Genomic DNA, 25,277 nt, shown 5'->3' with positions numbered 1-25,277 from the left:
ATGGGAAACACCCTTGAGTTGATCGCGGTGATCTCCGGGGCCGCCTGTGTGGCCGGGTTGCTGCTGGCGGTCGTCGCGCTGGTGGGCACCCGCCGCCCTGCCAAGTCCGGCCCGGGAGCGGGGCCTGGCCTGAGCCGCCTCTGGCGCGGCTCCGGCGCCACTCCCGCCGAGCGGCGGGCTTACCAGATGCTGCTGCTCACCGCGGTGGTCGCCGGGGCGTTTGCCTTCCTGCTGACCGGGCTGCCGGTGGTGGGCCTGCTGGTGGCGGTGGCGGTGCCCGGCGCGCCGTGGCTGTTCGCGGTGGGCAAGGCCGAGCAGCGGGCGATCGCCCGGATCGAGGCGGTTGGCGATTGGACCCGCCGACTCAAGGACGTCTCCGGCACGGGTCAGGGCCTCCAACAGGCGATCATCAGCACGATCGGCAGCGTGCCACCCGGCATCGAGGACGAGGTACGGCTGCTCGCCGCCCGGTTGCAGGCCGGCTGGCTGGCCCGTTCCGCACTGCTGGCGTTCGCCGACGAGATCGGCGACCCGGTCTGCGACCAGGTGGTGGCGGCGCTGATCCTGCACCTCGCCGACCGGGGCGAGCGGCTGGGCGACGTGCTGGGCTCGATCGCCGGCGCGGCGGCCGCGGAGGTGGCGACCCGCCGGGAGATCGAGGCCAAACGCACCCAGCCCCGGTTCGCGGTCCGCTTCCTCACCGGCATGACGCTGGCGACGCTGGCGTACGGGCTGGTCAACACCGAATACATCAAGCCGTACGGCACACCGACGGGTCAGGTGGTGATGGCCGCGCTCGGCGCCGCCTTCATCGGCCTGCTGGCCTGGGTGCGGTCGATGAGCCAGCCGCAGCGGCCGGCCCGGTTCCTGCCGGCGCCCGACCCCCGGGAGGTGATCGCGTGAGCGTGGACAGCGTGGCGCGGCACGCCCCGAGGAGGCGGCCGTGCTGATCCTCAACTGGCACCTCGCCGTCGCGGTCTGTGGCGGGGCGACGATCGGGTTGGGCCTGTTCCTGGTGATACGAGAGCTGGTGCCTGCGGCACCGGCGCTCGGGCCGGCGCTGCGCCGACTGCATCAGCCGCCGGGCACCGGCCGGGTGGCCACGCCCGCGTCCCGGCGACTCGACTGGCTGAGCGGGATGTCCCGCTGGTTGCGGCCGCCGCAGATGCAGCTCGCCCTGATCGGTCAGACCTCCGAGCAGTACGCGCTGTCGGTGCTGCTCTCCGCCCTGATCGGGTTGGCCACGCCGACTCTGCTCGGGGCGGCGCTGTGGCTGCTCGGCGTCCCGTTTCCGCTTGTCGTGCCGGTGCTCGGCAGCCTCGGTCTGGCGCTGCTGGGCGGCCTGCTGGCACACCGCGCCGTGCTGACCAAGGCCGCCACCGCCCGCGACGAGTTCCGCCAGGCGGTCTGCACCTATCTCGACCTGGTGGCGTTGCAACTCTCGGCGGCGCACGGGCCGGTGCAGTCCTTGGAGCGGGCCGCCGCGGTCTGCGACGGCTGGGTGTTCGACAGGCTTCAGGAGTCGCTGCGGATCGCCCAGATGCAGATGCACGCGCCGTGGGAGGAACTGCGTGACCTCGCCGACAAGATCGGTATCCCGGAGCTTGGCGACGTCGGCGCGATCATGCGCTCCTCCGGCAGCGAGGGCGCGCAGGTGCACGAGACGCTGCGCAGCCGGGCCGACTCGCTGCGCGACCAGATCCGCACCGACAACCTCGCCCGTGCGGAGGGGGTCACCAGCAAGCTCGACATCCCGGGCGCGCTGCTCGTCTTCGTGCTGCTCGGCTTCGTTCTCTATCCGTTCATCTCCCGCGTCTGACCCCGTCCCCCGAAGGAGTACCTCATGTCCATACTCAGCTACCTGCACGTCGTGCTGACGACGCGCCTGGCCGACCTGCGCCGGGACGGTGAGCGCGGCGACAGCCCGGTGCCCACCGCGGTGATCATCGCCGGCCTGGTCGTCGTCGCCATGGCCGTCACCGCTCTGGCCCTGACCAAGGCCAACAACTGGATGGACGGCATCCCGAACTACACGAAGCCCGGCCCGTAGCCGGGATGCGTCGAGTCGTGCTGTCGAGGTTGCGCCGAGCGGTCAACGCCGCCCGGCGCCGCCTCGCGGCCGTCGACCCGCAGCGGGGCGCCAACCCGGTGGAGTTGGCCGTGGTGATGCCGCTGATCCTGGTGCTGCTCTTCGCCTCGATCCAGATTGCGGCCGTCTTCCTCGCCCGTTCCACCGCGTTGCACGCCGCGCAGAACGGGGTCAACGCCCAGCGGCTGTACGACGCGTCCGACGGTTCCGGGAAGGCCAGCGCCACCCGGTTCCTGAAGGCCACCGGCGGCTGGCTGGTGGGCTGGGAGACGACGGGCCCGACCTGCGTGACCACCGACGTCGACGTGACCTGCACGGTGACCGGCCGGTCCCTGTCGGTGGTGCCCGGTGTGGACTTCGCGATCCGGCAGACCGCGCACGGGCCGGTGGAGCGGGTGACCCCGGTGACGCCCCCGTGACCCGGGCCGCCGAGCGGGGCTCGGTCTCCATCGAGGTGGCGGTGCTCGCACCCGCGTTCATCGCGCTGATGGTGCTGGCCGGCGTGGCCGGACGCAGCGCGGTGGCGGCCGAGGCGCTCGACACCGCCGCGCACGACGCGGCCCGCGCCGCCTCGATCTCCCGGACGGCGGGCGATGCCCGGAAGGCGGCCCGGGACGCGGCACGCCAACAGTTGGACTGGCGGGGTCTGGCCTGCACCGACGCTCCGACGCTGCGGTTCACCGGCTCGGTTGGCGGCAGGAAAACCAGCTTCGACAACGCCTACCGCAGCGCGCTCGGGCAGAACGCGACGGTCACCGTCGAGATCGCCTGTCGAGTGTCCCTCCGCGACCTGCGGCTCGCCGCCGTGCCCGGAATGCCCAGCGAGAACCGGATCGTGGCGCGGTTCACCTCGCCACTGGACCGCTACCGGAGCCGGGGATGAACGCCCGTCCGCTGTCCGGCGACCACGGGCGGATCAGCATCTTCCTGGCGGTGGCGATGGTAGGCGTACTGGCCATCGTCGGGCTCTCCTTCGACGGGGCCGGGCAGCTGCGCACGCTGCAACGCGCCGACAACCTGGCCGCCGAGGCCGCCCGCGCGGGCGGGCAGGCAATCGACCGGGCCACCGCGATCGAGGGTGGGCCGACGCGGATCAACCAGCCGCAGGCCCGCGTCGCCGTCGCCGACTACCTCACCGCCGCCGGCGCCACCACAGGCCACACCGTCACCTTCCCGCAGATCGCCGGGGAGACCGTCGTCCAGGTACGCGTCACGATCACCTACCGCCGCTCGATGCTCGGGCTGTTCGGCTTGGCCGACCAGGTCACCGTCACCGGCGAGGCGACCGCGCGGGCCATCACCGCAGGACCGTAGGAAGGAAGGCCGCCATGTCCGCATCGGGTCGGTCCGTCGTACGGCGGACCGGACGTGTCCTCACCGGCGTCGGCGCGCTCGTCGTGCTCTGCGCTCTGGTGCTTGGCGCGCCGGTCGCGCTGCTCGCCTTCGCGGGCAATCCCCTGCCCGACCATCTGCCCACCCTCGCCGAGGTGGGCACCGCTCTGACCAGCCGCGACGATGGGCAGCTCTTTCTGCGGGCCCTGGCGCTGGCCGGCTGGTTCGGCTGGGCCACGTTCGCCTTCTCCGTCGTGGTCGAGTTGGGTGCGCAGACCCTGCGCCGACCAGCGCCGAGGCTGCCGGGGATGAGCCGCCAGCAGAAGGCCGCCGCCGCGCTTGTCGGTTCGGTCGCGCTGATCCTCGCGGCCAGTCCGGCCGCCGCCAGCGCCGCCGCGATCTACACCGGTCCGGCGTACGCCCAGCCGAGCACGTCGACCAGCGCCGCCCGACTGCCCGGAAGTGGGCCGCTCGCGACGACCGGGAGCGGGCCGATCAGAACGGCCGGCAGCGGACCGCTCGGGCTGGTCGCGCCACCTGGGCCGGGCGCCGGCGACCAGGCCGCTCCGGTGTATCGCGTGGCGCGGGGCGACTATCTCGGCGAGGTGGCCGAGCGGTACCTCGACGAGTTCGGCGACTATCGACAGCTCGCCAAGCTGAACCGGCTGGACGACCCGGACCGGATTCTCCCCGGCCAACTGCTCCGGCTGCCGGCGGAGGCCACCGACCAGGGCGCCCGCACGCACGCCACAGGCAAGCTCGTCGGCCGGCCCGCCGCGCCCAAGCCGCCGGCCCCACGACCGTCACCGCAGCCGGCCGCCCCGGAACGGGCGGAACAGGCACCCCCCGGCGGTACGGAGTCGACGGGTCAGGCACCCACGATGACCGTCGGCGCGGCACGTGCCGGAACCACCGACCGGGTGAACCGGCCACTGGCGGTCTCCGCAGTGCTGGCCGTGGCCAGCATCGTCGGTGCGCAGATCGGCGCGGTTCTCGGGCTGCGCCGCCGACCGGCCACCGCCGGTGCCGCCCCTCGGTTGACGACGACCACCCGCGCGCCCCGAGGCGGCGCGGGTCGAAGCAGCGGCAGCTCCCGCACCGGTCGTCGGAGCAGCGGCGCCGCGTGGGCCGCCAGCCGTGCGGCAGCCGCCACCGCGAGCACGGCGCCGCCGACCGGAGGCCCAACCCTCAGCGGCGCGCCAGCCTCGACCGGCGACGAAGGCTGGGTCCGCGACCAGGGCTGGACAGGCGAGGATGGCTGGACCGGCGGTGACCAGCGCGGACTGGCCGCCGGCGGGCCCGGCTGGGATGCCGTGCCGGACGAGCCGTCGACCGGTCGGCACCGACGCGGCTGACCCGTCGGGCGACGGCACGTGCCGGACGAGCCGTCGACCGGTCGGCACCGACGCGGCTGACCGGTCGCGCGGCGGGCACGCGGCGGCGGATGGTCCGGAGAGCGATATACCTGAGAGGTATATCTATGACTGTGAGTCATATCGCCTGAGAGCAACACCGGCCCGACAGAGTGGAAACACCGGCGGCGTCCGGTGAACGACGCCAACCCGACGGCCCGCGAACACTGGCGCCGCCCGGTCGTGCTCGGCAGAGCGTGTCAGGGCAGGCGGGTCTGCAGGACGCCGTCCTGGATGCGGGTGGGCAGGATCTGCTGGTCGTTGCCGGAGGGCCCCTGCATGACCTCGCCGCCGTTGAGTCGGAACGCGCTGCCGTGCCACGGGCAGACCACACAGGCGTGGCCGTCGATCTCCTGGACCTCGCCCTCGCCGAGCGGCCCGCTCTGGTGCGGGCAGCGCTCCAGCATCACGGTGACCTCGTCACCGTGGCGGTAGAGGATCACCGAGATGTCGTCGTCGACCTCCCGGGTGATCAGTGTGCGCTGCGGCAGGGTGGCCATGTCGGCCAGCGAGTGCCAGCCGTCGGACATTCGGTGCAGCTCGGACACGCTCTGGTTGACCTGGGCACCCTGCTTGTACGCCAGGTGTCCACCGATGTACGCGCCGAGGCTGACTGCGGAGAGGCCGAGGAAGCCGAGCGTCCGCCCGACGCCCTGCCGCCCAGAGAGCCGCGCCGCCAGCGAGCCGGCGTAGAGGCCGACGCCGACGGTGTTCGCGGCGGCGTGCACCAGGCCGACCCGGCGCTGGTCCCGAGAGAGCGCCGCCCAGTCGTTCAGACCGGCGACCGCCGCCGGCAGCGCGCTGACGGTGCCCAGGCCGACAAGCACGGTGGCCGGCCGGCGCTGACCAGGCATCAGGTCCAGCACGGCGGCGCTGATCCAGGCGCCGACCGGCACCTGCACCATCGCCGGATGCAGCGGATGCCCCAGCGTCACGCCGTGCAGCAGGTCCCGCAGCCGCCGCGGTCGCAGCGTGCCGAGGACCACCTTCTGCAACCGGTCACCCGCGCGGTCCAGCCGGGAGTCCTGCTCGACTTTCGTCAAAAGTGCTCGCACGAGTACCGACTTCCCGGCGATCGCCGTCGCAAACCGGTCGGCGGCGACAAATCCGCCGCGCCGCCCACGCCGTCGATCGCGCCCGTTCTGCTCCGAGAATCCGGGACACAAGCCGCGAACCGGCAACCGGAAGTGCAAGATCGGTGGGGATTGTGGGGGTGGGGCCGGGCGGGCATGCTGGTTCGATGGGTGTGCGGGTGGAGCGGGTCGGTGCGGTCACCACAGTGGTGCTCGACCGGGTGGCCGCACGTAACGCCGTGGATGGGCCGACCGCGCGCGCGCTGGCGGACGCCTTCCGCTCGTTCGACGCCGATCCGGAGGCGGCGGTGGCCGTGCTCTGGGGGGCCGGTGGCACGTTCTGCGCAGGTGCCGACCTCAAGGCGATCGGCACGCCGAGCGGCAACCGCGTCGAGCCGGAGGGCGACGGCCCGATGGGTCCGACCCGGATGGCGCTGAGCAAGCCGGTGATCGCGGCGATCTCCGGGTACGCGGTGGCCGGCGGCCTCGAGCTGGCACTCTGGTGCGACCTGCGGGTCGCCGAGTCCGACGCCACGCTCGGGGTGTTCTGCCGACGCTGGGGAGTGCCGCTCATCGACGGGGGCACGGTCCGGCTGCCCCGGCTGATCGGTGAGAGCCGCGCCCTGGACCTGATCCTCACCGGGCGGGCGGTGCACGCCGACGAGGCGTACGCCATGGGGTTGGTCAACCGGGTGGTGCCGCCGGGCCAGGCGCGGGCGGCGGCCGAGGAACTGGCGGCGGAGATCGCCCGGCATCCGCAGACCTGCCTGCGCAACGACCGGGCGGCCGTGCTGGCCGGCGCCGGACGACCCGAGGCGGAGGCACTGGCGACCGAGTTGGCGTACGGGATGGATTCGCTGACCACCGACGCGGCGGCCGGGGCGGCCCGGTTCGCCGCCGGCGAGGGCCGGCACGGCGCGATGCCGCCGGGAGGGTGAACCTCCCGGCGGCATCCGGTACGGCCTGGGTCAGTTGCGGTTGATGGTGAAGGTCGACGTGGTGTTCCTGATGTCCACCGCGTTGTTGCTCAACTGGAGGTTGTTGAAGGTCACCGACCCGACGGCCGGCCCCTGCCCGGACTCGGGCATCTCGTTGACCCAGATGCCGAAGCCGGACTTGGCGTCGTAGGCGTCACCGCTCTTGCGGGCGCCGCTGATCGAGATGTTGGTGAAGACCGTGTCGGTGACCGGGAACTGCGGCTGCCCACCGACGTAGTTGGTCTGGAACATGATGCCGCTGTAGGTCGGGTCGACGATGTCCACGTCGCTGACCCGGATGCCCTGGAACACCTTCGAGGCGGAGAAGACCCAGATCGCCGGGAAGGTCTGCCCACCCCAGAAGTGCCCACCGGCCCGCACGATCGAGATGTTCTCGAAACGGGTCGGCGGGCTCGCGCCGAAGCCGTTCATCGGGTAGCCGAAGTCGAGCGAGCTGATGGTGATGCCGGAGTAGACGAGCGTGTCCGCGATGTAGATGTTGCGGAACGTGTTGCCGTAGCCGCCGTAGACGGCCACACCGGCGGCCCGCCAGGTCAGGGTCGAGGACAGGTTCTCGTAGATGTTGTCCCGCATGTCCGCGCCGCCCGCGTCGATCGCCGAGAACAGCGCGAAGCTGTCATCGCCGGTGGCCCGGGCGTCGTTGTTGCTGACCAGGTTGTTGGTGCTGCCGTTGGTCATGTTGACGCCGTCGGCGAACAGGTTGCGGATCCGGGAGTTCTTGATCGTCATGTAGTCGGTGTTGGCGCCCCAGTAGAGGCAGACCTGGTGCTCGGCCCAGATGTTGTCGATCACGATGTTCGACACGTTGGCGAAGTCGAACACCTTGCCCGGCCCGTCGATGCGCGAGGTGTAGTTGCCGAAGTAGGCGAAGTTCGCGAACGACGATCCGGCCGCCGAGTTCTCGGCCCGGAAGCCGATGTCGGTGTTCTCCTGGCCGGAGGGGGCGGTGAACCGGGTGTACCAGGGCCCGGCGCCGGTCACCTTGACCGCCTTGCCGTACACCTGGAACTTCGACGAGGTGGAGTAGGTGCCTGCGGGCAGGTACACCCCGATCAGGTTGCCTGTGGTGTCCATCCGCACCCGGTCCAGGGCGTTCTGCACGTCCTGGTGGGTGAAACCGGCCGGCGTCGCGTAGCGGGCCGAGTCCGGGTTCGCGATCGGCGAGACCTGCTCGGTGTTGATGAAGTCGATCGCGTAGTTGGTGGTGTTGGCCGCGTCCTTCTGGAGGCGGATCTTGCTGCCGGCCGGCACCGTCGAGTTGAGCATGACGTTGGCTTCGTCGTAGATGTGCCGCGGCCCGCCAGCGCTCGGCGTGTTGCCCGGGCTCGTCTCGTTGCCGTACAGCCAGGCGTAGCGGGACGTCAGGTCGATGGCCTTGTGGAACGTGCCGTTGACGTAGATGTTCAGCGTCGAGTTGATCCCGCCGCCGCCCGACGCGTCGGGGATGGAGAAGCGGGTGACGAGCGTGTTGGTGCTGGCCCGGGTGGTGAACTCGACGTAGCTGCCGGTCGAGTTGAGCGTCACCGCACGCCTGCCGGACGCCTCGCCGGCCAGGTCGCCGACGGTCCGGTTCGGGCCCACGACAGCCGCGCCGCCGCCGACCACGCCGTCCTCGGCCTCGTACATGTCGTACGGCATGTTGGCGCCGCGCCCGACGAAGAGCGGACGGTCGCTCGTGTTGTTGCCCTGCTTGACAGGCAGTTCGTTGCTGTCGGCGGCGAGCACAACCCGGACTGTGTACTTGCCGTTCGCGGCCGTCCAGGTGCCCAGGTTGACCGGGCCGACGGTGGCCCCGGCGTTGATCACACCGGAGTACGAGCCGGTCAGGGTACGCACGACGGTGCCCGACTCGTTGAGCACGGTGAGCGTGATGCCGTGCGACCCGGACGCGGACGCCACGCTGCCGGCGTTGCGGATCGACACGGAGAAGGTGACAGTGTTGCCGGCCGACGGGTTGCCCGGCGACCAGGCCACCGCCGAGGCGACCAGGTCACTGGTGGCGACCGGGCTCACCACGAGCGGGCTCGGGTTGGAGTAGCTGTTGTTGGTGTCGTCCTGCTCGACGACGGCGTTGGCCTCGTCGACCTTCGCGCTGAGCGGGTAGCTGCCCGCGTCGCGGGTGCCGATGCTGGTGCTGACAGTGGTCGAGGCGCCCGCCGCCAGGCCGCCGACCGACGCGGTGCCGACCCGGGTGGAGCCCAGGTAAAAGTTGACATTGGTGGCGCCGGAGGCCGCCGAGCCGGCGTTGCGCACGGTGGCCGAGAGGGTGATGGTGCTCGTCTCCACGGGTGCGGACGGGCTGACCGACATGCCGGTCACGGTGAGATCCGGGTTCGGCGCGGGAGTGCCGATGACCTGGAACTCGGCCACCTGCCCGGCCGGTGCGCCGCTGTTCGAGGCGATCGAGAGCCGTACGTCGGCCGCGGCGCCGGGGACCGGGATGGTCACCGTGTTACCGCTGCTCGGGTTGAAGGTGTAGTTCGCCGCGCCGACCAGGGTGGTGAAGCTCGACGAGCCCTGGTCCCGGCCCAGCACCGTGATGTTCTGGGTACGCGCACCCCAGGAGGAGTCCGGGTTGAGCTTCAGCACGACCTGGCTGAGGCTGGCGTTCGCGCCGAGCTGCACGGTGAGCGTGCTCGGGTTGCCGTTGCCCTCCCAGTAGGTGGCCACGTTGTTGTCGTTGGCGTTGGTGGCCACGAACGTGTGCACGTACCCGGAGGCGGTGATCGGCTTGCCGACCGCGAGGTTGGTGCCGGTCGGCGGGGTGCCGGTGCCGGTCCGGGTCACGGTGTTGCTGTTCGACGACTGGTTGCCGGCCGCGTCCCTGGCCCGCACGTAGTACGAGACGGTGGCGCTGTCCGACTGGCTGTCGGTGTACGTCAGCGTCGAGCCGCTGACGGTCCCGCGCAGCGCGCCACCGGCGTAGATGTCGTACCCGGTCACGCCGACGTTGTCGCTGGACGCCGACCAGGTAAGCCGGATCTGACCGCTGGCCGGCTGGGTGTAGGCCAGGTTGCCGGGGGCGCTGGGGGCCTGGGTGTCGGTGCTGCCGCTGGCGCCGTACACCTCGACCTCGGAGAGCTGGGCGGCCGGCCAGCCGGTGTTGCCGGTGACCTGGACCCGTACGTAGCGGGTGCTGGCCGCGGTGAAGCTGACGGTCGCGGTGTTGCCGGTGCTCGGGTTGAACGTGTAGCCGCCGGACGCCTTCAGGGTGGTGAAGGACGAGCCGTTTGTGGAGCCGAGGATCGACAGCGTCTGCGTACGGGTCTGCCAGTCCGACGACGGCGGCAGTTTGAGCACCACCCGGTCCACGCTGACGGTGGCGCCGAGGTCGGCCTGGATCCACTGCGGGAACGCGTTGTTGGCGCTCTCCCAGTAGGTCGAGGCGTTGCCGTCGTTGGCGTTGCTCGCCACGTAGTTCTGGTTGTAGCTGCTGGCGCTCATGGTGGCGGAGAGCCCGGCGAGCAGGGCCGCGCGGGCGGACCCGGCCGGGGCCGGCGCCGGCTTCGCCGCCGGGGCCGCGGTCGCGGGGGTGAGGGCGGGGACGGCGGCGAGGAGCAGTCCGGCGACCGCGCCGGCGAGCAGCCGGACCGGCAGTCGGCCGGCTCGGTGGGCTCGGTCCGGTCGGGGGACGGGACCGGGCGAGCCGGTACGCGGGGTGCCTCGGGTGGGGCCGTTTCTCGACATGGGTGGCTACACCTCTTTCGGGGGTGGTGTGGGTGCGTTGCCCGGTGACGGGTGCAGGGGTACGCCCGTCGTGCCGCGACAGGTGGGGGACGGTGCGGTGTGGGACGGGTGCCCTCGGGCCCGGCGCCGCGCTGCGCCGGGCGTCCGACCGGTGGCCCCCGCCCAGCTCGGGCGGGGGCCGTCGGCCTAGCTGGAGTAGACCTCGAACTCGCTGAGCTGACCGGCGGGCCAGCCGGTGTTACCGGTGACGGTCAGCCGCAGGTACCGCTGGCTGGTCGCCGTGAAGGTAACGGTGACCGTGTTGCCGCTGGCCGGGTTGAAGGTGTAGCCGGCGGACGCCTTCAGGGTGGTGAACGACGAGCCGGTGGTGGAGCCGAGCACCGACAGCGTCTGCGTACGGGTCTGCCAGGCCGACGACGGCGGCAGCTTCAGCACGACCCGGGACACCGAACGGGTGGCGCCGAGGTCCACGGTCAGCGACTGCGGGAAGGCGTTGTTGGCACTCTCCCAGTAGGTGTTGGCGTTGCCGTCCACCGCGTTGGTCCCGGCGTACACGTCGGAGTGGCTGGTCTCGGTGACCGACCGTCCGGCCGCGAGGTTCCCACTGGGTGGGGGCGTGGTCGGCGGGGCGGTGGTAGGCGGCGCCGTCGTCGGAGGTGCGGTGGTCGGCGGTGCCGTGGTGGCGCTGCCGCCGTACACCTCGATCTCGCTGAGCTGGGCGGCCGACCAGCCGGTGTTGCCGGTGACGGTGACCCGGATGTAGCGGCGGTCACCGGAGGGCAGACCGATCGAGACGGCGTTGCCGCTGCCCGGGTCGAAGACCCGGCCGGCGGACGACGCCAGGGTGGCGTACGACGACCCGTCGGTGGAGCCCAGGACGGACAGGGTCTGGGTGCGGCGTTCCCAGCCGGCGGGCAGCTTGAGCACCACCCGGTCGACCGAGCGGGCCGCGCCCAGGTCCACCGTCAGCGACTGTGGGAAGGCGTTGTTGGCGCTCTCCCAGTAGGTGCCCGCGTTGCCGTCCACCGCGTTGCCCGCCGTGTAGTTCTGGTTGGTGCTGGTCGCGGTCGTGGACCGGTTCAGCGCCAGGTTTCCGCCGCTGGGTGGCGGCGTGGTCGGGGGTGCGGTGGTGGGTGGCGCGGTGGTCGGTGGCGCGGTGGTGGGGCCGGTCGTCGGCGGGGTGCTGGGACCGCCACCCCACTGCGGCTCCGGCCACGGCCCGCAGTACGGGGTGGACGTGTACCAGCCCGAGTTGCCGCTGCCCTGGGTGATCTGGAAGCCGCCGCCCACGCAGTTGTGCATCGGGTTGCTCTGCGCGATGTTTGTGGCCCGCACGTTGGTGAAGGACACCTGGCTGGGTGCCTGCACCTGGAGCGCGTACGTGCCGGCGCCGTCGATCCGTACGTTGGTGAGGTTGATCCCGCTGGTCTGGCCCTCGATCCAGTGCAGCGCGGCGTACGAGCTGTCCAGGATGTCGGTGTCGGTGATGTTGATGGTGGCCTGCTGGAACGCCTCGTTGAGGGCGGAGAACCAGATCGCCCCGACGCCGAAGTTCCAGTTGTAGTCCGAGTTGCCGTTGCGGATCAACGTGTTCCGGGCGATCGTCCAGGTGCCCCGGACCGCTGTGTCGCCCTGCACACCCGGGTAGCGGTTGGCGACGTGGATGCCACCGCCGTTGGTGATCGAGTCGGCAGTCACGTTGTCGGAGATCGTGATGTCCCGACCGCCGTAGCTGACCAGGTGGTTCGCCAGCAGCGTCACGCCGATGGTGTTGTGCGTGAAGGAGTTCTTGACGTTCGGCACGCTCTGCGCCCACATCGCCAGGGCGTCGTCGCCGGTGTTGCGCACGAACGTGTTCGTCACAGTCGAGTTGGTGACGCCGGTGTGGAAGTTCACCCCGTCCGCGGTCTGGTCCAGGATTCGGCTGTTGCGGATGGTGAAGTTGTCCATCGGGCCGTCCATCCACGCCCCGACCTTGGTGTTCTCCAACCACAGGTTGTCCACCACCGAGTTGGTCATCGCCCCGCCCAGGGCGTTGACCTGGTCCTCGTCCACCCGCTCGCGGATGTCACCGATGATGGCGAAGTCCCGCAGTGTGACGTTGCGGCTCGGCCCGCCGGCCTCGTGCGACCGGATCTCACCCGTGTATCCGCCGCCGGAGACGTACTTGCCGTAGATGCCGGCGGCCCGCTTGCGGTCGGTGGGGTGCCGCCCGCCGAGCACCGAATACCAGGGACCGGCGCCGCGCAGGGTCACCCCGTCGACCACCACGTGGTCCCAGAGGGTGAACGTGCCGGTCGGGATCCAGACGGCCCGGCCCTGGGCCTTACCGGCGTCGACAGCGGCCTGGAACTTCGCTGTGGAGTCCGTCGCGCCGCTCGGGTCGGCCCCGAAGTCGGTGACCACGTCCAGCACACCGGAGGGCTTGCTGATCGGTGCGCCCACCAGCTCGAAGTCGGCCAGGTCGATGGTGAACGTCGGCGACTGGGCGGTCGAGGAGACCTGCAACCGGATCTTCGTACCGGCCGGGTAGGTGGTGCCGAACATCGCCCGGGTCTCGTCGTAGAAGTGGTGCGGGTTCGTGTCGCCCGGGTTGTTGTTGAACGGGTATCCGCCGTAGTACCAGCCGTACCGCGAGGTCACCGGCACCGACTTCAGCAGGGTGCCGTTGGCCCGCAGGTCGAGGGCGGCGTCCCGCCCGGTGCCGGCCGAGCTGTCCGGCAGGCTGTGCCGGAAGGTGACCGCGTTGGCCGGGGCGGTGAGCGTGAACTCGACGTACTCGCCGACGGAGTCGAGGGTGACCGCCTCGCGGCCGGACGCCTCCGACGGCAGCGTGCCGTAGCGACGGTCCGGGCCGATCTTCGTGCCGTTGTGCGCGGCCTTCTCCGCCTCCTGTTCGACGAACGGGACTGTCGCGCCACGGCCGGAGATGTCGAAGGGGGACAACCCGGCCGCCGAGGCCGGGGTGGCGGTGCCGGTGACCGCGAGGGCGGTCACCGTGGTGGCGGCGAGCAGGGTGGCGGCGATCGCGGCCAGCCCGACGCGTGCCGGGTGTCGGAGGTGGTGCGGGGTGGCGGTGGTGTGGTTGGCCATGAGCTGCGCTCTCCCTTTCGTCAGGCAGGCCAGGTCCCCCGTTGCGGTGCTGCGGCGTGGCGGTGTATCCCCCTCGTTCCTCCTTCCTCTGCGTCGTGCGCGGTGCGCGGGTGGGTGGTGCCGGCGGCGGGACGGGGCCGCCGGCCCCACGTCGGTCGGATCAGGTCAGGGCGGCCGCGTCCGCGCGCGGTCCGTCCACCGCTTCGGGGGTACGCAGCCAGACGGCCGTGTCCGAGGGCAGCAGACCGTCGTCGAGTGGGCCACTGGCCAGCAGCAACTCCCCGTCGGCGGGCAGCGGCACCGCCGCGTCGGTGAGGTTGACCAGGCAGCGGAAGCCACCGCCACGGCTGAAGGCAAGCACGCCGTCCGGGGCGGGCAGCCAGCTCAGCTCGCCGTCACCGAGTGCGGACTCGGCCCGCCGGAGGTGGATCGCCGCGCGGTACAGCTCCAGCATCGAGGCCGCGTCGCCGGTCTGCGCCAGCGCCGTCCGGTCCTTCCAGTCGGCAGGCTGCGGCAGCCAGGGCGCCGCCGCGCCGTCGGGGCTGAACCCGAACGGCGGCTCCTCACCGGCCCACGGCAGCGGCACGCGGCAGCCGTCGCGACCGGGATCGACCCGGCCGGAACGCTCCCACATCGGGTCCTGGCGCAGCGCGTACGGGATGTCTTCCACCTCCCAGAGCCCCAGCTCCTCGCCCTGGTAGACGTAGGCGGCGCCGGGCAGCGACAGCGACAGCAGCGCGGCGGCCCGCGCCCGGCGGGTGCCCAGCTCCAGGTCGGTGGGGATCCCCTCGCGCTTGGCGGCGAAGCTGAACGTGGTGTCCGCCCTGCCGTAGCGGGTGACGTGCCGGGTGACGTCGTGGTTGGAGAGCACCCAGGTGGCCGGCGCGCCGACCGGCGCGTGCGCGCTCAACGTGCCGTCGATGCTCTCCCGCAGCGCCGCGGCGTCCCACGCGCAGCCGAGGAAGTCGAAGTTGAACGCGGCGTGCAGCTCGTCCGGGCGCAGGTAGTTGGCGAACCGCTGCCGGTCCGGCAACCACACCTCACCGATCAGCGCACGCTCGCCCGGGTAGGAGTCGGCAACCCGCCGCCAGCCCCGGTAGATGTCGTGCACCCCGTCGAGGTCGTGGAACGGGTGCTGGTGGTCCGGTCGAACCTCCGGCAGCTCTCCGTCCTTCACCAGCAGACCGGCGGAGTCGATCCGGATGCCGTCCACGCCCCTGTCGAACCAGAACCGCAGGATGTCCTCGAATTCGGCCCGTACCCGGGGGTGTTCCCAGTTGAAGTCGGGCTGCTGCGGAGCGAACAGGTGCAGGTACCAGTCGCCGGGCGTGCCGTCCGGGTTGGTGGTGCGGGTCCAGGTCTCGCCGCCGAACTCGCCGATCCAGTCGGTGGGTCGTTCGTCGCCGTTCGGGCCCCGGCCGGGACGGAACCAGAACAGGTCCCGCTCGGGAGCTCCCGGGCCACCGGCCAGCGCGGCCTGGAACCACGGGTGCGCGTCGGAGCAGTGGTTGGGTACCACGTCGACGATGGTCCGGATGCCGAGGTCGTGCGCCTCCGCGATCAGCGCCTCGACCTCGGCCAGGGTGCCGAAGACCGGGTCGATGTCGCGATAGTCGGAGACGTCGTAGCCGGCGTCGGCCATCGGCGACGGGTACCAGGGACTGAACCAGATCGCGTCGACGCCGAGCGCGGACAGGTGGTTCAGCCGGGACCGGATGCCGGCGATGTCACCGATGCCGTCGCCGTTACCGTCGGCGAAGCTCCGGGGATACACCTGGTAGATCACGGCTCCACGCCACCACGGACTTCTGTCAGCTGTGGACACGAGCACCTGCTTTCTGCGTCAGTACGTCGGCGGGTTCGCCGGACCTGGTTATGTGTCGGGGCGAACGGTCGTTGTTCGCCGCGCGGTTGACTGCGGTCGTGGGCTATCCCTTGATGCTGCCCGTGGTCAGACCGGACATGATGTTCCGCTGGAAGATCAGGAAGATGATGACAGTCGGGATGGCGGCGATGACCGACGCGGCGATCACCACGTTCATCGGGGTGCCACCCGCGAAGGTGTAGATGCCGACGCTCACCGTCCGGGTCTCCGGCGACGGCATGACCAGCTTGGGCCAGAGGAAGTCCTTCCAGACCGCCGTCACCGCGAAGATCGACACGACGCCGAGGATGGGACGCGACAGCGGCAGGATGATCGACCAGAGCGTGCGCAGCGACGACGCCCCGTCCATCAGGGCAGCGGCCATCAGCTCCTCCGGGATCGAGTCGAAGAACCGCTTCAACAGGAAGATGTTGAACGCGTTCGCGACCATCGGCAGCCAGATGGCGAACGGCGAGTCGAGCAGGTTGATGTGCAGGATCGGCAGGTCGAGCACCGTCACGTACTGCGGAACGATGAGGACCATCGCCGGGATCATCAGGGTGCCCAGCATCAGGCCGAGGATCACGTTGCCGAAGATCGGTCGCAGCTTGGACAGCGAGTACGCGGCCGCGCTGTCGAGGACGAGTTGGAACAGCACGGCCCCGATGGCGTAGTAGAACGTGTTGAACAGCAGCTTGGCGAGGGCCAGGTTGTTCCACGCGTCGATGTAGTTCTGCGGCTGCGGGTCCTTCGGGAACAGCGAAGGCGGGGTCTGCGCGATCTCCTGACCGGACTTGAGCGCGCCGGTGACCATCCAGTAGAGCGGCCCGAGGAAGACGAGCGTGAAGCCGGTGACGACGACGATCAGCAGCGTCCAGTAGATGACCTTGCCGCGCCCCCTGCTGAGCTGGGAGTGGGAGATGAGGGTCCGGGTTCCGGAATCCTGTGCCATTCCTCGCCGTCCTAGTCCTGTTTCGCAGTCAGCCGCACGTACACGGCGGAGAAGCCGGCCAGCACGACGAGCATGATCACGCCGAGCGCGGCGGCGCCGTTGAGGTCGTTCTGGAAGAACCCGTGCTGGTAGATGAGGTACGCCACCGAGGTCGCGGAATCCTCCGCGCCCGCGCCGTTGGCGAGGATCAGCGGCTCGATGAAGAGCTGCATCGTGGCGACGATCTGCAGCATCGCCAAAAGCGCGAGGATCAGCCGGGTCTGCGGGATCGTCACGTGGCGGATCCGCCGCCAGATCCCCGCGCCGTCGAGCTCAGCAGCCTCGTACAGCTCGCCGGGAATGTTCTGCAACGACGCCAGGTAGATCAGCACGGCGCCACCCATGTTCATCCAGGTGGACGCGATCACCATGGCCGGCATCGTCATGTCCGGCGACTGCATCCACTGCGACGTGGGCAGGTGCAGCGCCTTGAGGACGGCGTTGAACAGCCCGGCCTCGCTGGGGTCGTACGCGTAGAACTTGAAGAGGAACAGCGCCGAGGCCGGCGGCAGCATGACCGGCAGGTAGACCAGGACGCGCAGGTAGCCCTTGGCGTGGCGGAACTCGTTGAGCAGGATCGCCACGAAGAACGGCACCGCGTACCCGAGCACGAGCGCGAGCACCGTGAAGTAGAGCGTGTTCTTCCAGGCGGGCCAGAAGCTGGGGTCGGCGATGAGACGGGAGTAGTTGTCCCAGCCGACCCAGGTCGTCTCGCCGCGCCTGGTCCGCTGGAAGCTCATGACGATGCCGCGGATCATCGGGTACCAGGAGAAGACCACGAAGCAGAGCACGGCGCCGATCAGGAACGCGTGCCCGGTGAGGTTGTCCCGTACCTTGCGGCCGAGGCTCGTGCGCTGCGGCCCTGTCGCGTACGGCGACATCGGGCGACCCGGTTTCCTGGGGGCCTGCGGGACGGCGGTGATCGCCAAGGCAACTCCTGCGGAAGTCAGTGACGCGGACGGTGCGGCGCGGGGTGTGGGGGCCGTCGGGTCGGCCCCCACACCTGCCGGTCATTTCTCGGCGGCCAGGAGCTGGTTGACCTTCTCTTCGGCCGTCTTGAGCAGCGCGTCGATGTTGGCGTTCGGGTTCGTCAGTACCCCGGACATCGCGGCGTCGAGGACCGCGTAGATCGCCTGCGCGTTGCGCGGCTCACCCTTGATCGGCACCGGGGTCGCCTCGAAGATCGCGAAGTTGGCGGTGTCGACGTTCGCGTTCGCCTTGCGCAGCTCGAGTTCCTGCTTCTGCGCCTCGCTGCCGTTGGCGAACAGCAGCGGCTGGGGCAGACCCACCGGGTAGTTCTGCGGCTTGGCCCGGACGTAGTCGAACTGGCCCTTGCCCGGCGTGAGCTTCTGGTACGCGATCCACTTCAGGCCGGCCTTGACCTGCTCCGGAGAGAGGTCCTTCTTGAAGAAGTAGCCCTCGCCGCCGCCGAGCGTGCCCTTCGCCGGACCGTCCTGGCCGGGCAGCGGGGCCATCGCCCAGTCCTGGAACTTGCCCTGGAACTGGCTGACGATCGCCTGGGTGGCGTCCGGCGCGCCGATGAACATGCCGACCTTGCCCGCGCCGGCGTTGGTCAGCAGGTCACCCCACTGCAGCAGCTGGCGGGAGCCCATGCTGTTGTCGCCGTACCGCATGTCCTTGATGTTCTGCAGGACCTGCTTGCCGGTCGCGTTGTTGAAGTCGGCCTTCTTGCCGTCCGGGGTCAGCACCTGGCCACCCTGCGAGTAGAGCAGCGAGGTGAAGTGCCAGCCGCCGGTGTTGCCGGCGCTGTACTCGGAGTAGCCGGCGATGCCGTTGCCGAGGGCGGAGATCTTCTTGGCGGCGGCCCGGACTTCGGCCCAGGTCTTGGGCGGGTTGTTGACGTCGAGCCCGGCCTTCTGGAACAGGACCTTGTTGTAGACCAGGCCCATCGAGTAGTTCTTCACCGGGACGGCGTAGAGCTTGCCACCGTCGGTGAATGCCTCCTTGAGCGCCGGGTCGACGCTGTCCCAGGTGGGGATGGTGTCCTTGTTGACGACCCCGGTGATGTCCATCGCCTGACCGGAGTCGAGCACCTGCTGGAGATCGGTCATGTACCCGTAGAACACGTCGGTCACGGTGCCGCCGGCGAGGCGGGCGGTGAAGTCCGGCGGGTTGTTGCACTGCTCGCCGACGCTCACGCTCTTGACGACGATGTCGGGGTTCTGCTTCTGGAACTCGACGACGTCGTCGTTCCAGTTCTTCAACAGCTCTTTCTGGGCGCCGACCGGCTGGCAGTCGACCGTGATGGTGACCTTGCCGCCGGCGGTCGCGCCCTTGTCGTCGCTCTTCGTGGAGCATGCCGTGAGGCTGAACCCCAGGCCGGCCACGAGCGCCAGCGCCGCAGCCCTTCGGTATTGCGGTACGGACATCTGTCCATCCCTTCGGGAACGGGTGTCTCCATGAGATGCGCTGATCTGCGGTGATGCGACCTGACGCCCAGTAGCTGCGCCGGAGCCAGGTGTGAGTGGAGTCACTGTAACGAGGACGACTCATTTCAGCAAGGTGTCGACTGTGTTCTGAAAAGACTCGACATCCTTACGACAGACACCGACAGGAACGTGTTTTAGGCCCGTTTTGCCGGCCTTCGGTCCCATCTGGTCCGGCGGTGGCGGCGCACGGTGAGCGACCACGAAAAACCGGCCGCCGACCGCGGGAAGCGGTCGACGGCCGGTGGAGGCGGTCGGTCAGTACGGCAGGGGCGCGCTCAGCGGCCGGGCGCGGGCGCCGTGGAGCCGCGTACCACCAGCTCCGGCTCGAACAGCAGCTCGTCCTGCAGGACGCCGGCACCCTCGATCTGGGTGACCAGCAGGTCCACCGCGGCCTGCCCCATCGTCTCGATCGGCTGCCGCACGGTGGTCAGCGGCGGGTCGGTGCAGGTCATGAACGCGGAGTCGTCGAAGCCCACCACCGAGATGTCCGTCGGCACCGCGCGCCCGAGCCGCCGGGCGGCCCGGATGGTCCCCAGGGCCAGCACGTCACTGGCGCAGATGATGCCGGTAACCCCACGCTCGACCAGCTTCGTCGCGGCGACCCGCGCGCCCTCCATCGAGAAGCTCGAACGCTCGACGCACTCGGCGTCGGCCTCGCCCCAGCCCGCGACCTGGACCATGGCGTCCAGCTTGCGACGGGACGGCACGTGCCCCTCCGGGCCGAGCACCATCCCGATCCGCTCGTGGCCGAGCGACCGCAGGTGCCCGTACGCCTGCTCCACCGCCACCGCGTCGTCGGTGGAGACCCGCGGAAAGCCCAACTCGTCCACGCCTGCGTTGACCAGGACCACGGGAAGGCCCCGGTCGGTCAACCGCCGGTAGTGGTCGTGCCGCGCGTCGGTGAGCGCGTACGAGCCACCCGCGAAGATCACGCCGGACACCTGGTGGTCGAGCAGCATCTCCACGTAGTCCATCTCGGACACGCCGCCGATGGTGCGGGCGCAGAGCGCCGGGGTGTAGCCCCGCTGGGCGAGGGTGCCGGTGACCACCTCGGCGAGCGCCGGGAAGATCGGGTTCTGCAGCTCCGGCAGCACCAGCCCGACCAGCCGGGCACGCTCGCCGCGCAGCTTTGTCGGCCGCTCGTAGCCGAGCACGTCCAGCGCGGTGAGCACCGCTGTCCGGGTCGTCTCGGAGACACCGTCCCGGCCGTTGAGCACCCGGCTGACGGTGGCCTCGCTGACGCCCGCCTTCTTGGCAACTTCGGTCAACCTCTTGGTCACGGCCGCAATCGTACGTCACCGTAATGAAAGAATTGAACAGTCGGACGGGCAAATCTTGCTGTCAGATTGTCGTGGCTTGTCGCCGTTCCACGTCGTCAGGACAGGTTGCGCAGCGCGTCCTCGATGGCACGGTGGAACGTCGGGTACGCGTAGATCATGTGTCGCAGTTGACTCAGTGGCACGGCCGCGTGCACCGCCACCACCAGCGCGGACAACACCTCACCGCCGGCCGGGCCGACCGACGTCGCGCCGATCAGCACGCCCTGGTCGGCGTCCGCGACGAGCTTGATGAACCCCTCGTCACCGACGCGGTGAATCCACCCCCGCGTCGAACTGCCAAGCTTGGTGAAACCGACCTGCACGTTGATGCCGCGCTCACGGGCCTGCTGCTCGGTCAGCCCGACCGCCCCGACCTCGGGATCGGTGAAGGTCACCCGGGGCAGCGCGCGGTAGTCGGCGCGCGGCACGGTGCCGGCCGACCCACTCGACCCGCTGGCGGCCAGCGAGCTGGAAGCGCCCATCGCACCACCGACGACGCTCGCGGTCCCGCTGGCGTCGGCCCCCGCCGTCGCCTCCCGAGCGTGGGCCAGCAGGTCGGCCACCACGATTCCCGCCTGGTACATGGCGATGTGGGTGAACGCGCCCTGCCCCGTCAGGTCACCCACCGCCCAGATCCCGTCCGTGACGTGCAGCCGGTCGTCGACCGGCAGGTAACGCTGGCTGGCGTCCACACCTACGGTGTCCAGCCCCAACTCCTCCAGGTGCGCCCGACGGCCGGTCACCACGAGCAGTCGCTCGGCGGTGAACTGCGCGCCCCCGACGCCGTGCAGCGTGAACCGGTCGCCGTCGTACGCGACGCGTTCGGCGCGTACACCGGTGTGGATCTCAACGTCGTCGGCGCGCAGCGCCGCGGCGGCCACCTCGGACGCCTCCGGCTCCTCGACGGCCAGCACCCGGTCCAGCGCCTCCACCACAGTGACGCGGACGCCGAAGCGCGCGAAGACCTGGGCCAGCTCCAGCCCGATCGCGCCGCCGCCGAGCACCAGCAACGACTCGGGCAGCTGCTCGACCTCGATCGCCTGGTGGTTGGTCCAGTACGGCGTGCCGGCCAGGCCGTCGATCGGCGGCACCGACGCCCGGGTGCCGGTGCCCAGGACGATGCCGTGCCGGGCCTGGAACACCTGGTCACCGACGCGGACGCGCCCCGGGCCGTCGAGCCGACCACTGCCCCGGACGAACCGGCCGCCCTTGCCGGTGAACCGCTCGACCGCGACCTTGTCGTCCCAGGTGTCGGTGGCCTCCTCGCGGATCCGCTTCGCCACCGGCGCCCAGTCCGGACGGACCTGCGCCGTGCCCGCGAGCCCGTCGACCCGACGCGCCTCGGCCAGCGCGTTCGCCGCCCTGATCATCATCTTGCTCGGGATGCAGCCCCAGTACGGGCACTCGCCACCGACGAGGTCCCGTTCGATGCCGACGACGCTCAGGCCGGCCTCGGCGAGCCGCCCGGCCACCTCCTCGCCACCGACCCCGAGCCCCACCACGACCACATCCACCAGCTCCGGCTCCGCCATCGGACCAGCATCCCCCAGCGGCCTCGCCCCGACCACCGGGGTCCGGAAAAGTCGGCACGGTCAGCGCGCCCCACCGCCTACGGTGATCGGATGCACGCACGCTTCGAACCCGTCCGGGACCACTTCCACGACCTGCTCGCCACCGGCCGGGAGTCCGGCGCCAGCCTGACCGTCTGGTACGACGGCCGGCCCGTGCTCGACCTGGTCGGCGGCTCCCGGACCGGCGACGGGCCCTTGGCCCAACCGTGGCGGCCGGACACGCTTGTCAACGTCTACTCGGTGAGCAAGCCGGTGGTCGCGCTCTGCCTGCTGCTGCTCGTCGACCGGGGGCGGGTCGACCTCGACTCGCCGGTCGAGAGGTACTGGCCGGAGTTCCGCACCCCGGCCACCGTGCGGCAGGTCCTGTCGCACACCGCCGGGCTACCGGCCTTCCCGGTGCCCCGGCCGGCCACCGCGGTCGCCGACTGGGCGCTGCTCGCCGGCGACCTGGCGGCCGCCGACCCCGAGTGGACGCCGGGGTCGCTTGCCGCGGAGCACGCCTGGACGTACGGGCACCTGGTGGGCGAGCTGGTCCGCCGGGTAGACGGCCGCGGCGTGGGCCGCTTCCTGGCCGACGAGATCGCCGGTCCGTGGCAGCTCGACCTCGGCTTCGGACTGGCCGACGCCGACCAGCGCCGCTGCGCGGACCTGCGCTACGGCGACCCGCAGTGGCCGATCCGGAAGCTCGGCGAGCCCGGCTCGCTGCGGGCACGGGCGATGGGCAATCCGGCCGGCGGGCTGGACCTGGCAGTGCTGAACAGCCCGCTCTGGCGCGGCGCCGAGATGCCGGCGGTCAACCTGCACGCCACCGCCGGCGGCCTGGCCCGGCTCTACGCCGGCCTGCTCGCCGGTGGCGTCCTCGACGGCGTACGGCTGTTCAGCCCCGAACTGGTGGCCGAGGCGACACGGGTCCAGTACGACGGGACGGACGTGCTGCTGGACCGCCAGGTCCGGTGGACGCTGGGCATGCAGTGGGAGCCGGACGGCAGTTGGGGCATGGGTGGGCTCGGCGGCAGCAGCGCGTGGGCCGACCCCGGACGCGGCTACACCCTCGCGTACGTCACGGCGCGGCTCGCCGACCACGACCGCGTCGAGGAACTGGCCGAGGTGGTCCACTCCTGCCTCTGATCAGCGCAGCCAGACCGGGTCGGTGCCGGGCACGGCGAGCGGCGGCGGATAGTCGAGCGTGCGGCGGACGGCCTCGGGCAGCTTCCACGGCTGGTGGATCGCCTTTCCCGACACCGTCGACAGCTCCGGGACCCAGCGGCGCACGTAGTCGCCGGCCGGGTCGTACCGCTCGGCCTGCCGGACCGGGTTGAAACCCCGGTACGGCTTGGTGTCGTTGCCGGTGCCGGCGACCCACTGCCAGTTGCCCGAGTTGTTGGCCACGTCCCCGTCGAGCAGCCAGCGGAAGAAGACAGCGACACCGCCCCGCCAGTCCTGGCCCAGGTGCTTGGTCAGGTAGCCGGCGGTGATGAGTCGCGCCCGGTTGTGCTGCCAACCCTGCGCCCGCATCTGCCGCATCCCGGCGTCGACGACAGGCATCCCGGTCCGCCCCTCGGCCCAGGCCGCCAGGGCATCGTCGTCGTAGCGCCACTGCTCGGTGGCGCCCCGGCGGTAGGCGGCCGTCGAGATCTCCGGAAACGCGGCGGTGACCTGGTAGTAGAAGTCGCGCCAGCAGACCTGCCGAACGAAGGGCCCGGACCGGTCGCCGGCACGGTTGGCCACCGACAGCGGGGACACGCAGCCGAAACGCAGGTACGGGCTGAGTCGGGAGGTGTCGTCGCCGGCCATGTCGTCGTGCTGGTCGTCGTACCGGCCCAGCTCGGGCAGCCAGTCGGTGAGCCGCTGGCGGGCGACCCGCTCGCCACCGGTGGCCGCGTCCGGTGACTCCCCGGCCGGCGGCGTCGGCACCCGACCCACGCGCACCCCGTCGGGCAGCGCGATCCGGCGGGGCGCTGCCAACTCGTCGCGCCACTTCGTGGCAGCCCACGCCCGGTGATACGGGCTGAACACGCGATAGTGGTCGCCTCCGCCCCCGGGACGCAACGCGCCCGGCTCGACCACCGTCAGCCCCGGAAAGAGCCGCAGGCGCAGCCGGTGCCGCTCACACTCGGCGCGCAGTCGCCGCTCCCGCCGGGCGGCGTAGCGGCTGACGTCGGCGGAGAGCGCCACGGCTGTCGCGCCGACCTCACCGGCAAGCCGGATCGTCTCGGCCACCGGGTCGCCGCGCCGCACCACCAGGTCACCGCCGCGCTCGCGCAGCGCGTCGCGCAGGTCGGCGAGCGCCTGGTGCAGGAACCGGGTGCGATTGGCCGACAACCCGGCCAGCGCCGGGTCGAGCACGTACAGCGGCACCACCCGGTCGAACGCCGCGCAGGTGGTGGCCAGCGCCGGGTGGTCGTGCACCCGCAGGTCGCGGGTGAAGAGCACGATCGCGGTGCCCGCCGTCACCGGGCCGCCGGCTGGACCGTCGGCCCGGGGATCATGACCGGGGTACCCGTCGAGGTGAGCAGAGCGCGGGCGGCCACCGCCATCCGCCGCCGCTGCGGCACCAGGGCCCGGCGGGTGAAGACGTCGTAGTCCTGCGCTGCCACCTCGTCGAGGATGCCGCCGTAGAGCGCGTACGCCGTGCGCATGCACGCCTGCGACGCCGGCGCGAGCATGGTGATGCCGGGCGCGGCGGCGGCGTAGTGCGCCTGGGCCCGGGTCACCTCGTACTCGATCAGCTCGCGCGTCCGGGGCGTCCCGCGCCCGCGGGCGCTGGCCTCAGCCAGCTCGTCGCGGGTGACGCCGAACTTCGCCAGGTCCTCGTCGGGCAGGTAGGTGCGGCCCCGGTCCAGGTCCTCGGCAACGTCGCGGATGAAGTTGGTGAGCTGGAAGGCGAAGCCGAGCTGCCGGGCCGGCTCACGGGCCGCCGACGGATCGCTGCTGCCCAGGATCGGCAGCATCATCGTGCCGATCACCGCCGCCGAGCCCTCCATGTAGTCGAGCAGGTGGTCGTAGGTCGCGTACGAGGTGACGGTCAGGTCCATCGCCATGCTCTTCAGAAACGACGCAAAGTCGTCCCGGTCGAGATCGAAGACGGCGATCGTGTGCAGCACCGCCGGCAGCAGCGGGTCGTCGACAGGCGCGCCGCGCAGACCGGCCACGAAACGGCTGGCCCAGTCGTCGAGACGAGCGGCCCGCTCGGCCGGTGGCAGGTCCTCGGTGCGATCGACGATCTCGTCGGCGTACCGCGTGAATCCGTAGAGGGCGTGCACATGTCGTCGTTTCCACGCGGGAAGGAGCCGGGTGGCGAGATAGTAGGTACGCCCGTGCCGTTTGTGCAGCTCACGACACCGGTCATAGGCAGCGGTGAGATCCGTGTCCACCGGCCCTCCTCAATTATCGACGCA

General features: G+C 71.0%; 19 protein-coding genes and 1 pseudogene. 9 read left to right on the top strand and 11 right to left on the bottom strand.

Features of this window, described 5'->3' with window-relative positions:
* From AB0K10_RS08405 to AB0K10_RS08375, 7 genes and pseudogenes are all read left to right on the top strand, one after another.
* Complete coding sequence (locus AB0K10_RS08405; protein WP_363681198.1) at positions 1 to 903, top strand: type II secretion system F family protein; 903 nt, start codon at positions 1 to 3, stop codon at positions 901 to 903.
* A 46-nt stretch (positions 904 to 949) separates the two neighbouring features.
* A complete protein-coding gene (locus AB0K10_RS08400) occupies positions 950 to 1,819 on the top strand; it encodes a type II secretion system F family protein (RefSeq protein WP_363681433.1) in 870 nt (289 codons plus the stop codon).
* Positions 1,820 to 1,843: 24 nt separating this feature from the next.
* Positions 1,844 to 2,050 carry a hypothetical protein gene (locus AB0K10_RS08395; protein WP_363681196.1) on the top strand — a complete coding sequence of 69 codons (207 nt, stop codon included), beginning with the start codon at positions 1,844 to 1,846 and terminating at the stop codon, positions 2,048 to 2,050.
* Positions 2,051 to 2,055: 5 nt separating this feature from the next.
* Positions 2,056 to 2,508 (top strand): TadE/TadG family type IV pilus assembly protein, encoded by a 453-nt coding sequence (locus AB0K10_RS08390; RefSeq protein ID WP_363681194.1) that lies wholly within the window; start codon positions 2,056 to 2,058, stop codon positions 2,506 to 2,508.
* Positions 2,505 to 2,972, top strand: coding sequence for a TadE/TadG family type IV pilus assembly protein (locus tag AB0K10_RS08385; RefSeq protein WP_363681192.1), 468 nt, complete (start codon positions 2,505 to 2,507; stop codon positions 2,970 to 2,972). The genes AB0K10_RS08390 and AB0K10_RS08385 overlap by 4 nt, the downstream gene beginning before the upstream one ends.
* Positions 2,969 to 3,403: a pilus assembly protein TadG-related protein gene (locus AB0K10_RS08380; RefSeq protein WP_363681191.1), complete on the top strand. Its 435-nt coding sequence runs from the start codon at positions 2,969 to 2,971 to the stop codon at positions 3,401 to 3,403. The genes AB0K10_RS08385 and AB0K10_RS08380 overlap by 4 nt, the downstream gene beginning before the upstream one ends.
* A 14-nt stretch (positions 3,404 to 3,417) precedes the next feature.
* Positions 3,418 to 4,440, top strand: a pseudogene (locus tag AB0K10_RS08375) (LysM domain-containing protein); the annotation flags it as partial.
* Between the two features lie 593 nt (positions 4,441 to 5,033).
* Here the strand turns inward: AB0K10_RS08375 and AB0K10_RS08370 are convergent.
* Positions 5,034 to 5,888, bottom strand: coding sequence for a DUF2231 domain-containing protein (locus AB0K10_RS08370; RefSeq protein ID WP_363681189.1), 855 nt, complete (start codon positions 5,886 to 5,888; stop codon positions 5,034 to 5,036).
* A gap of 185 nt (positions 5,889 to 6,073) precedes the next feature.
* Between AB0K10_RS08370 and AB0K10_RS08365 the strand changes: the two genes are divergently transcribed.
* Positions 6,074 to 6,844, top strand: a complete 771-nt coding sequence (locus AB0K10_RS08365; protein WP_363681187.1) for a crotonase/enoyl-CoA hydratase family protein — start codon at positions 6,074 to 6,076, stop codon at positions 6,842 to 6,844.
* 30 nt (positions 6,845 to 6,874) lie between these two features.
* On the opposite strand, the gene AB0K10_RS08360 is transcribed toward AB0K10_RS08365, so the two are convergent.
* The 8 genes from AB0K10_RS08360 to AB0K10_RS08325 form a co-directional block, all read right to left on the bottom strand.
* The gene (locus tag AB0K10_RS08360; RefSeq protein ID WP_363681185.1) at positions 6,875 to 10,591 is read right to left on the bottom strand and encodes a discoidin domain-containing protein; all 3,717 of its coding nucleotides are present in this window, start codon (positions 10,589 to 10,591) and stop codon (positions 6,875 to 6,877) included.
* A gap of 186 nt (positions 10,592 to 10,777) precedes the next feature.
* Positions 10,778 to 13,684, bottom strand: a complete 2,907-nt coding sequence (locus AB0K10_RS08355; protein WP_363681183.1) for a discoidin domain-containing protein — start codon at positions 13,682 to 13,684, stop codon at positions 10,778 to 10,780.
* Positions 13,685 to 13,844: 160 nt separating this feature from the next.
* Complete coding sequence (locus AB0K10_RS08350) at positions 13,845 to 15,470, bottom strand: glycoside hydrolase family 13 protein (RefSeq protein WP_363681181.1); 1,626 nt, start codon at positions 15,468 to 15,470, stop codon at positions 13,845 to 13,847.
* A gap of 142 nt (positions 15,471 to 15,612) precedes the next feature.
* Positions 15,613 to 16,500 (bottom strand): carbohydrate ABC transporter permease, encoded by an 888-nt coding sequence (locus AB0K10_RS08345; RefSeq protein WP_007454379.1) that lies wholly within the window; start codon positions 16,498 to 16,500, stop codon positions 15,613 to 15,615.
* An 11-nt stretch (positions 16,501 to 16,511) separates the two neighbouring features.
* Positions 16,512 to 17,468: a sugar ABC transporter permease gene (locus AB0K10_RS08340; protein ID WP_358097000.1), complete on the bottom strand. Its 957-nt coding sequence runs from the start codon at positions 17,466 to 17,468 to the stop codon at positions 16,512 to 16,514.
* A gap of 81 nt (positions 17,469 to 17,549) precedes the next feature.
* A complete protein-coding gene (locus AB0K10_RS08335; RefSeq protein ID WP_363681179.1) occupies positions 17,550 to 18,929 on the bottom strand; it encodes an extracellular solute-binding protein in 1,380 nt (459 codons plus the stop codon).
* A 335-nt stretch (positions 18,930 to 19,264) separates the two neighbouring features.
* Complete coding sequence (locus tag AB0K10_RS08330; protein WP_363681177.1) at positions 19,265 to 20,269, bottom strand: LacI family DNA-binding transcriptional regulator; 1,005 nt, start codon at positions 20,267 to 20,269, stop codon at positions 19,265 to 19,267.
* A gap of 95 nt (positions 20,270 to 20,364) precedes the next feature.
* Positions 20,365 to 21,840 carry an FAD-dependent oxidoreductase gene (locus tag AB0K10_RS08325; RefSeq protein ID WP_363681175.1) on the bottom strand — a complete coding sequence of 492 codons (1,476 nt, stop codon included), beginning with the start codon at positions 21,838 to 21,840 and terminating at the stop codon, positions 20,365 to 20,367.
* A 90-nt stretch (positions 21,841 to 21,930) separates the two neighbouring features.
* On the opposite strand from AB0K10_RS08325, the gene AB0K10_RS08320 reads away from it, so the two are divergent.
* Positions 21,931 to 23,007, top strand: coding sequence for a serine hydrolase domain-containing protein (locus AB0K10_RS08320; RefSeq protein ID WP_363681173.1), 1,077 nt, complete (start codon positions 21,931 to 21,933; stop codon positions 23,005 to 23,007).
* Here AB0K10_RS08320 and AB0K10_RS08315 read toward each other — a convergent pair whose 3' ends face one another.
* Together AB0K10_RS08315 and AB0K10_RS08310 are read right to left on the bottom strand one after the other, a co-directional pair.
* Positions 23,008 to 24,333 carry a deoxyribodipyrimidine photo-lyase gene (locus AB0K10_RS08315; RefSeq protein ID WP_363681171.1) on the bottom strand — a complete coding sequence of 442 codons (1,326 nt, stop codon included), beginning with the start codon at positions 24,331 to 24,333 and terminating at the stop codon, positions 23,008 to 23,010. It abuts the gene before it with no gap.
* On the bottom strand, positions 24,330 to 25,253 hold the full coding sequence (locus AB0K10_RS08310; protein ID WP_363681169.1) for a phytoene/squalene synthase family protein: 924 nt from the start codon (positions 25,251 to 25,253) through the stop codon (positions 24,330 to 24,332). The genes AB0K10_RS08315 and AB0K10_RS08310 overlap by 4 nt, the downstream gene beginning before the upstream one ends.
* Positions 25,254 to 25,277 lie beyond the last annotated feature (24 nt).

This window comes from Micromonospora sp. NPDC049274 (genome assembly GCF_040678875.1).
Taxonomy (GTDB): Bacteria; Actinomycetota; Actinomycetes; order Mycobacteriales; family Micromonosporaceae; genus Micromonospora.
Note: the sequence above shows the minus strand (reverse complement) of the source record. Positions and strands in the feature narration are given on the sequence as shown.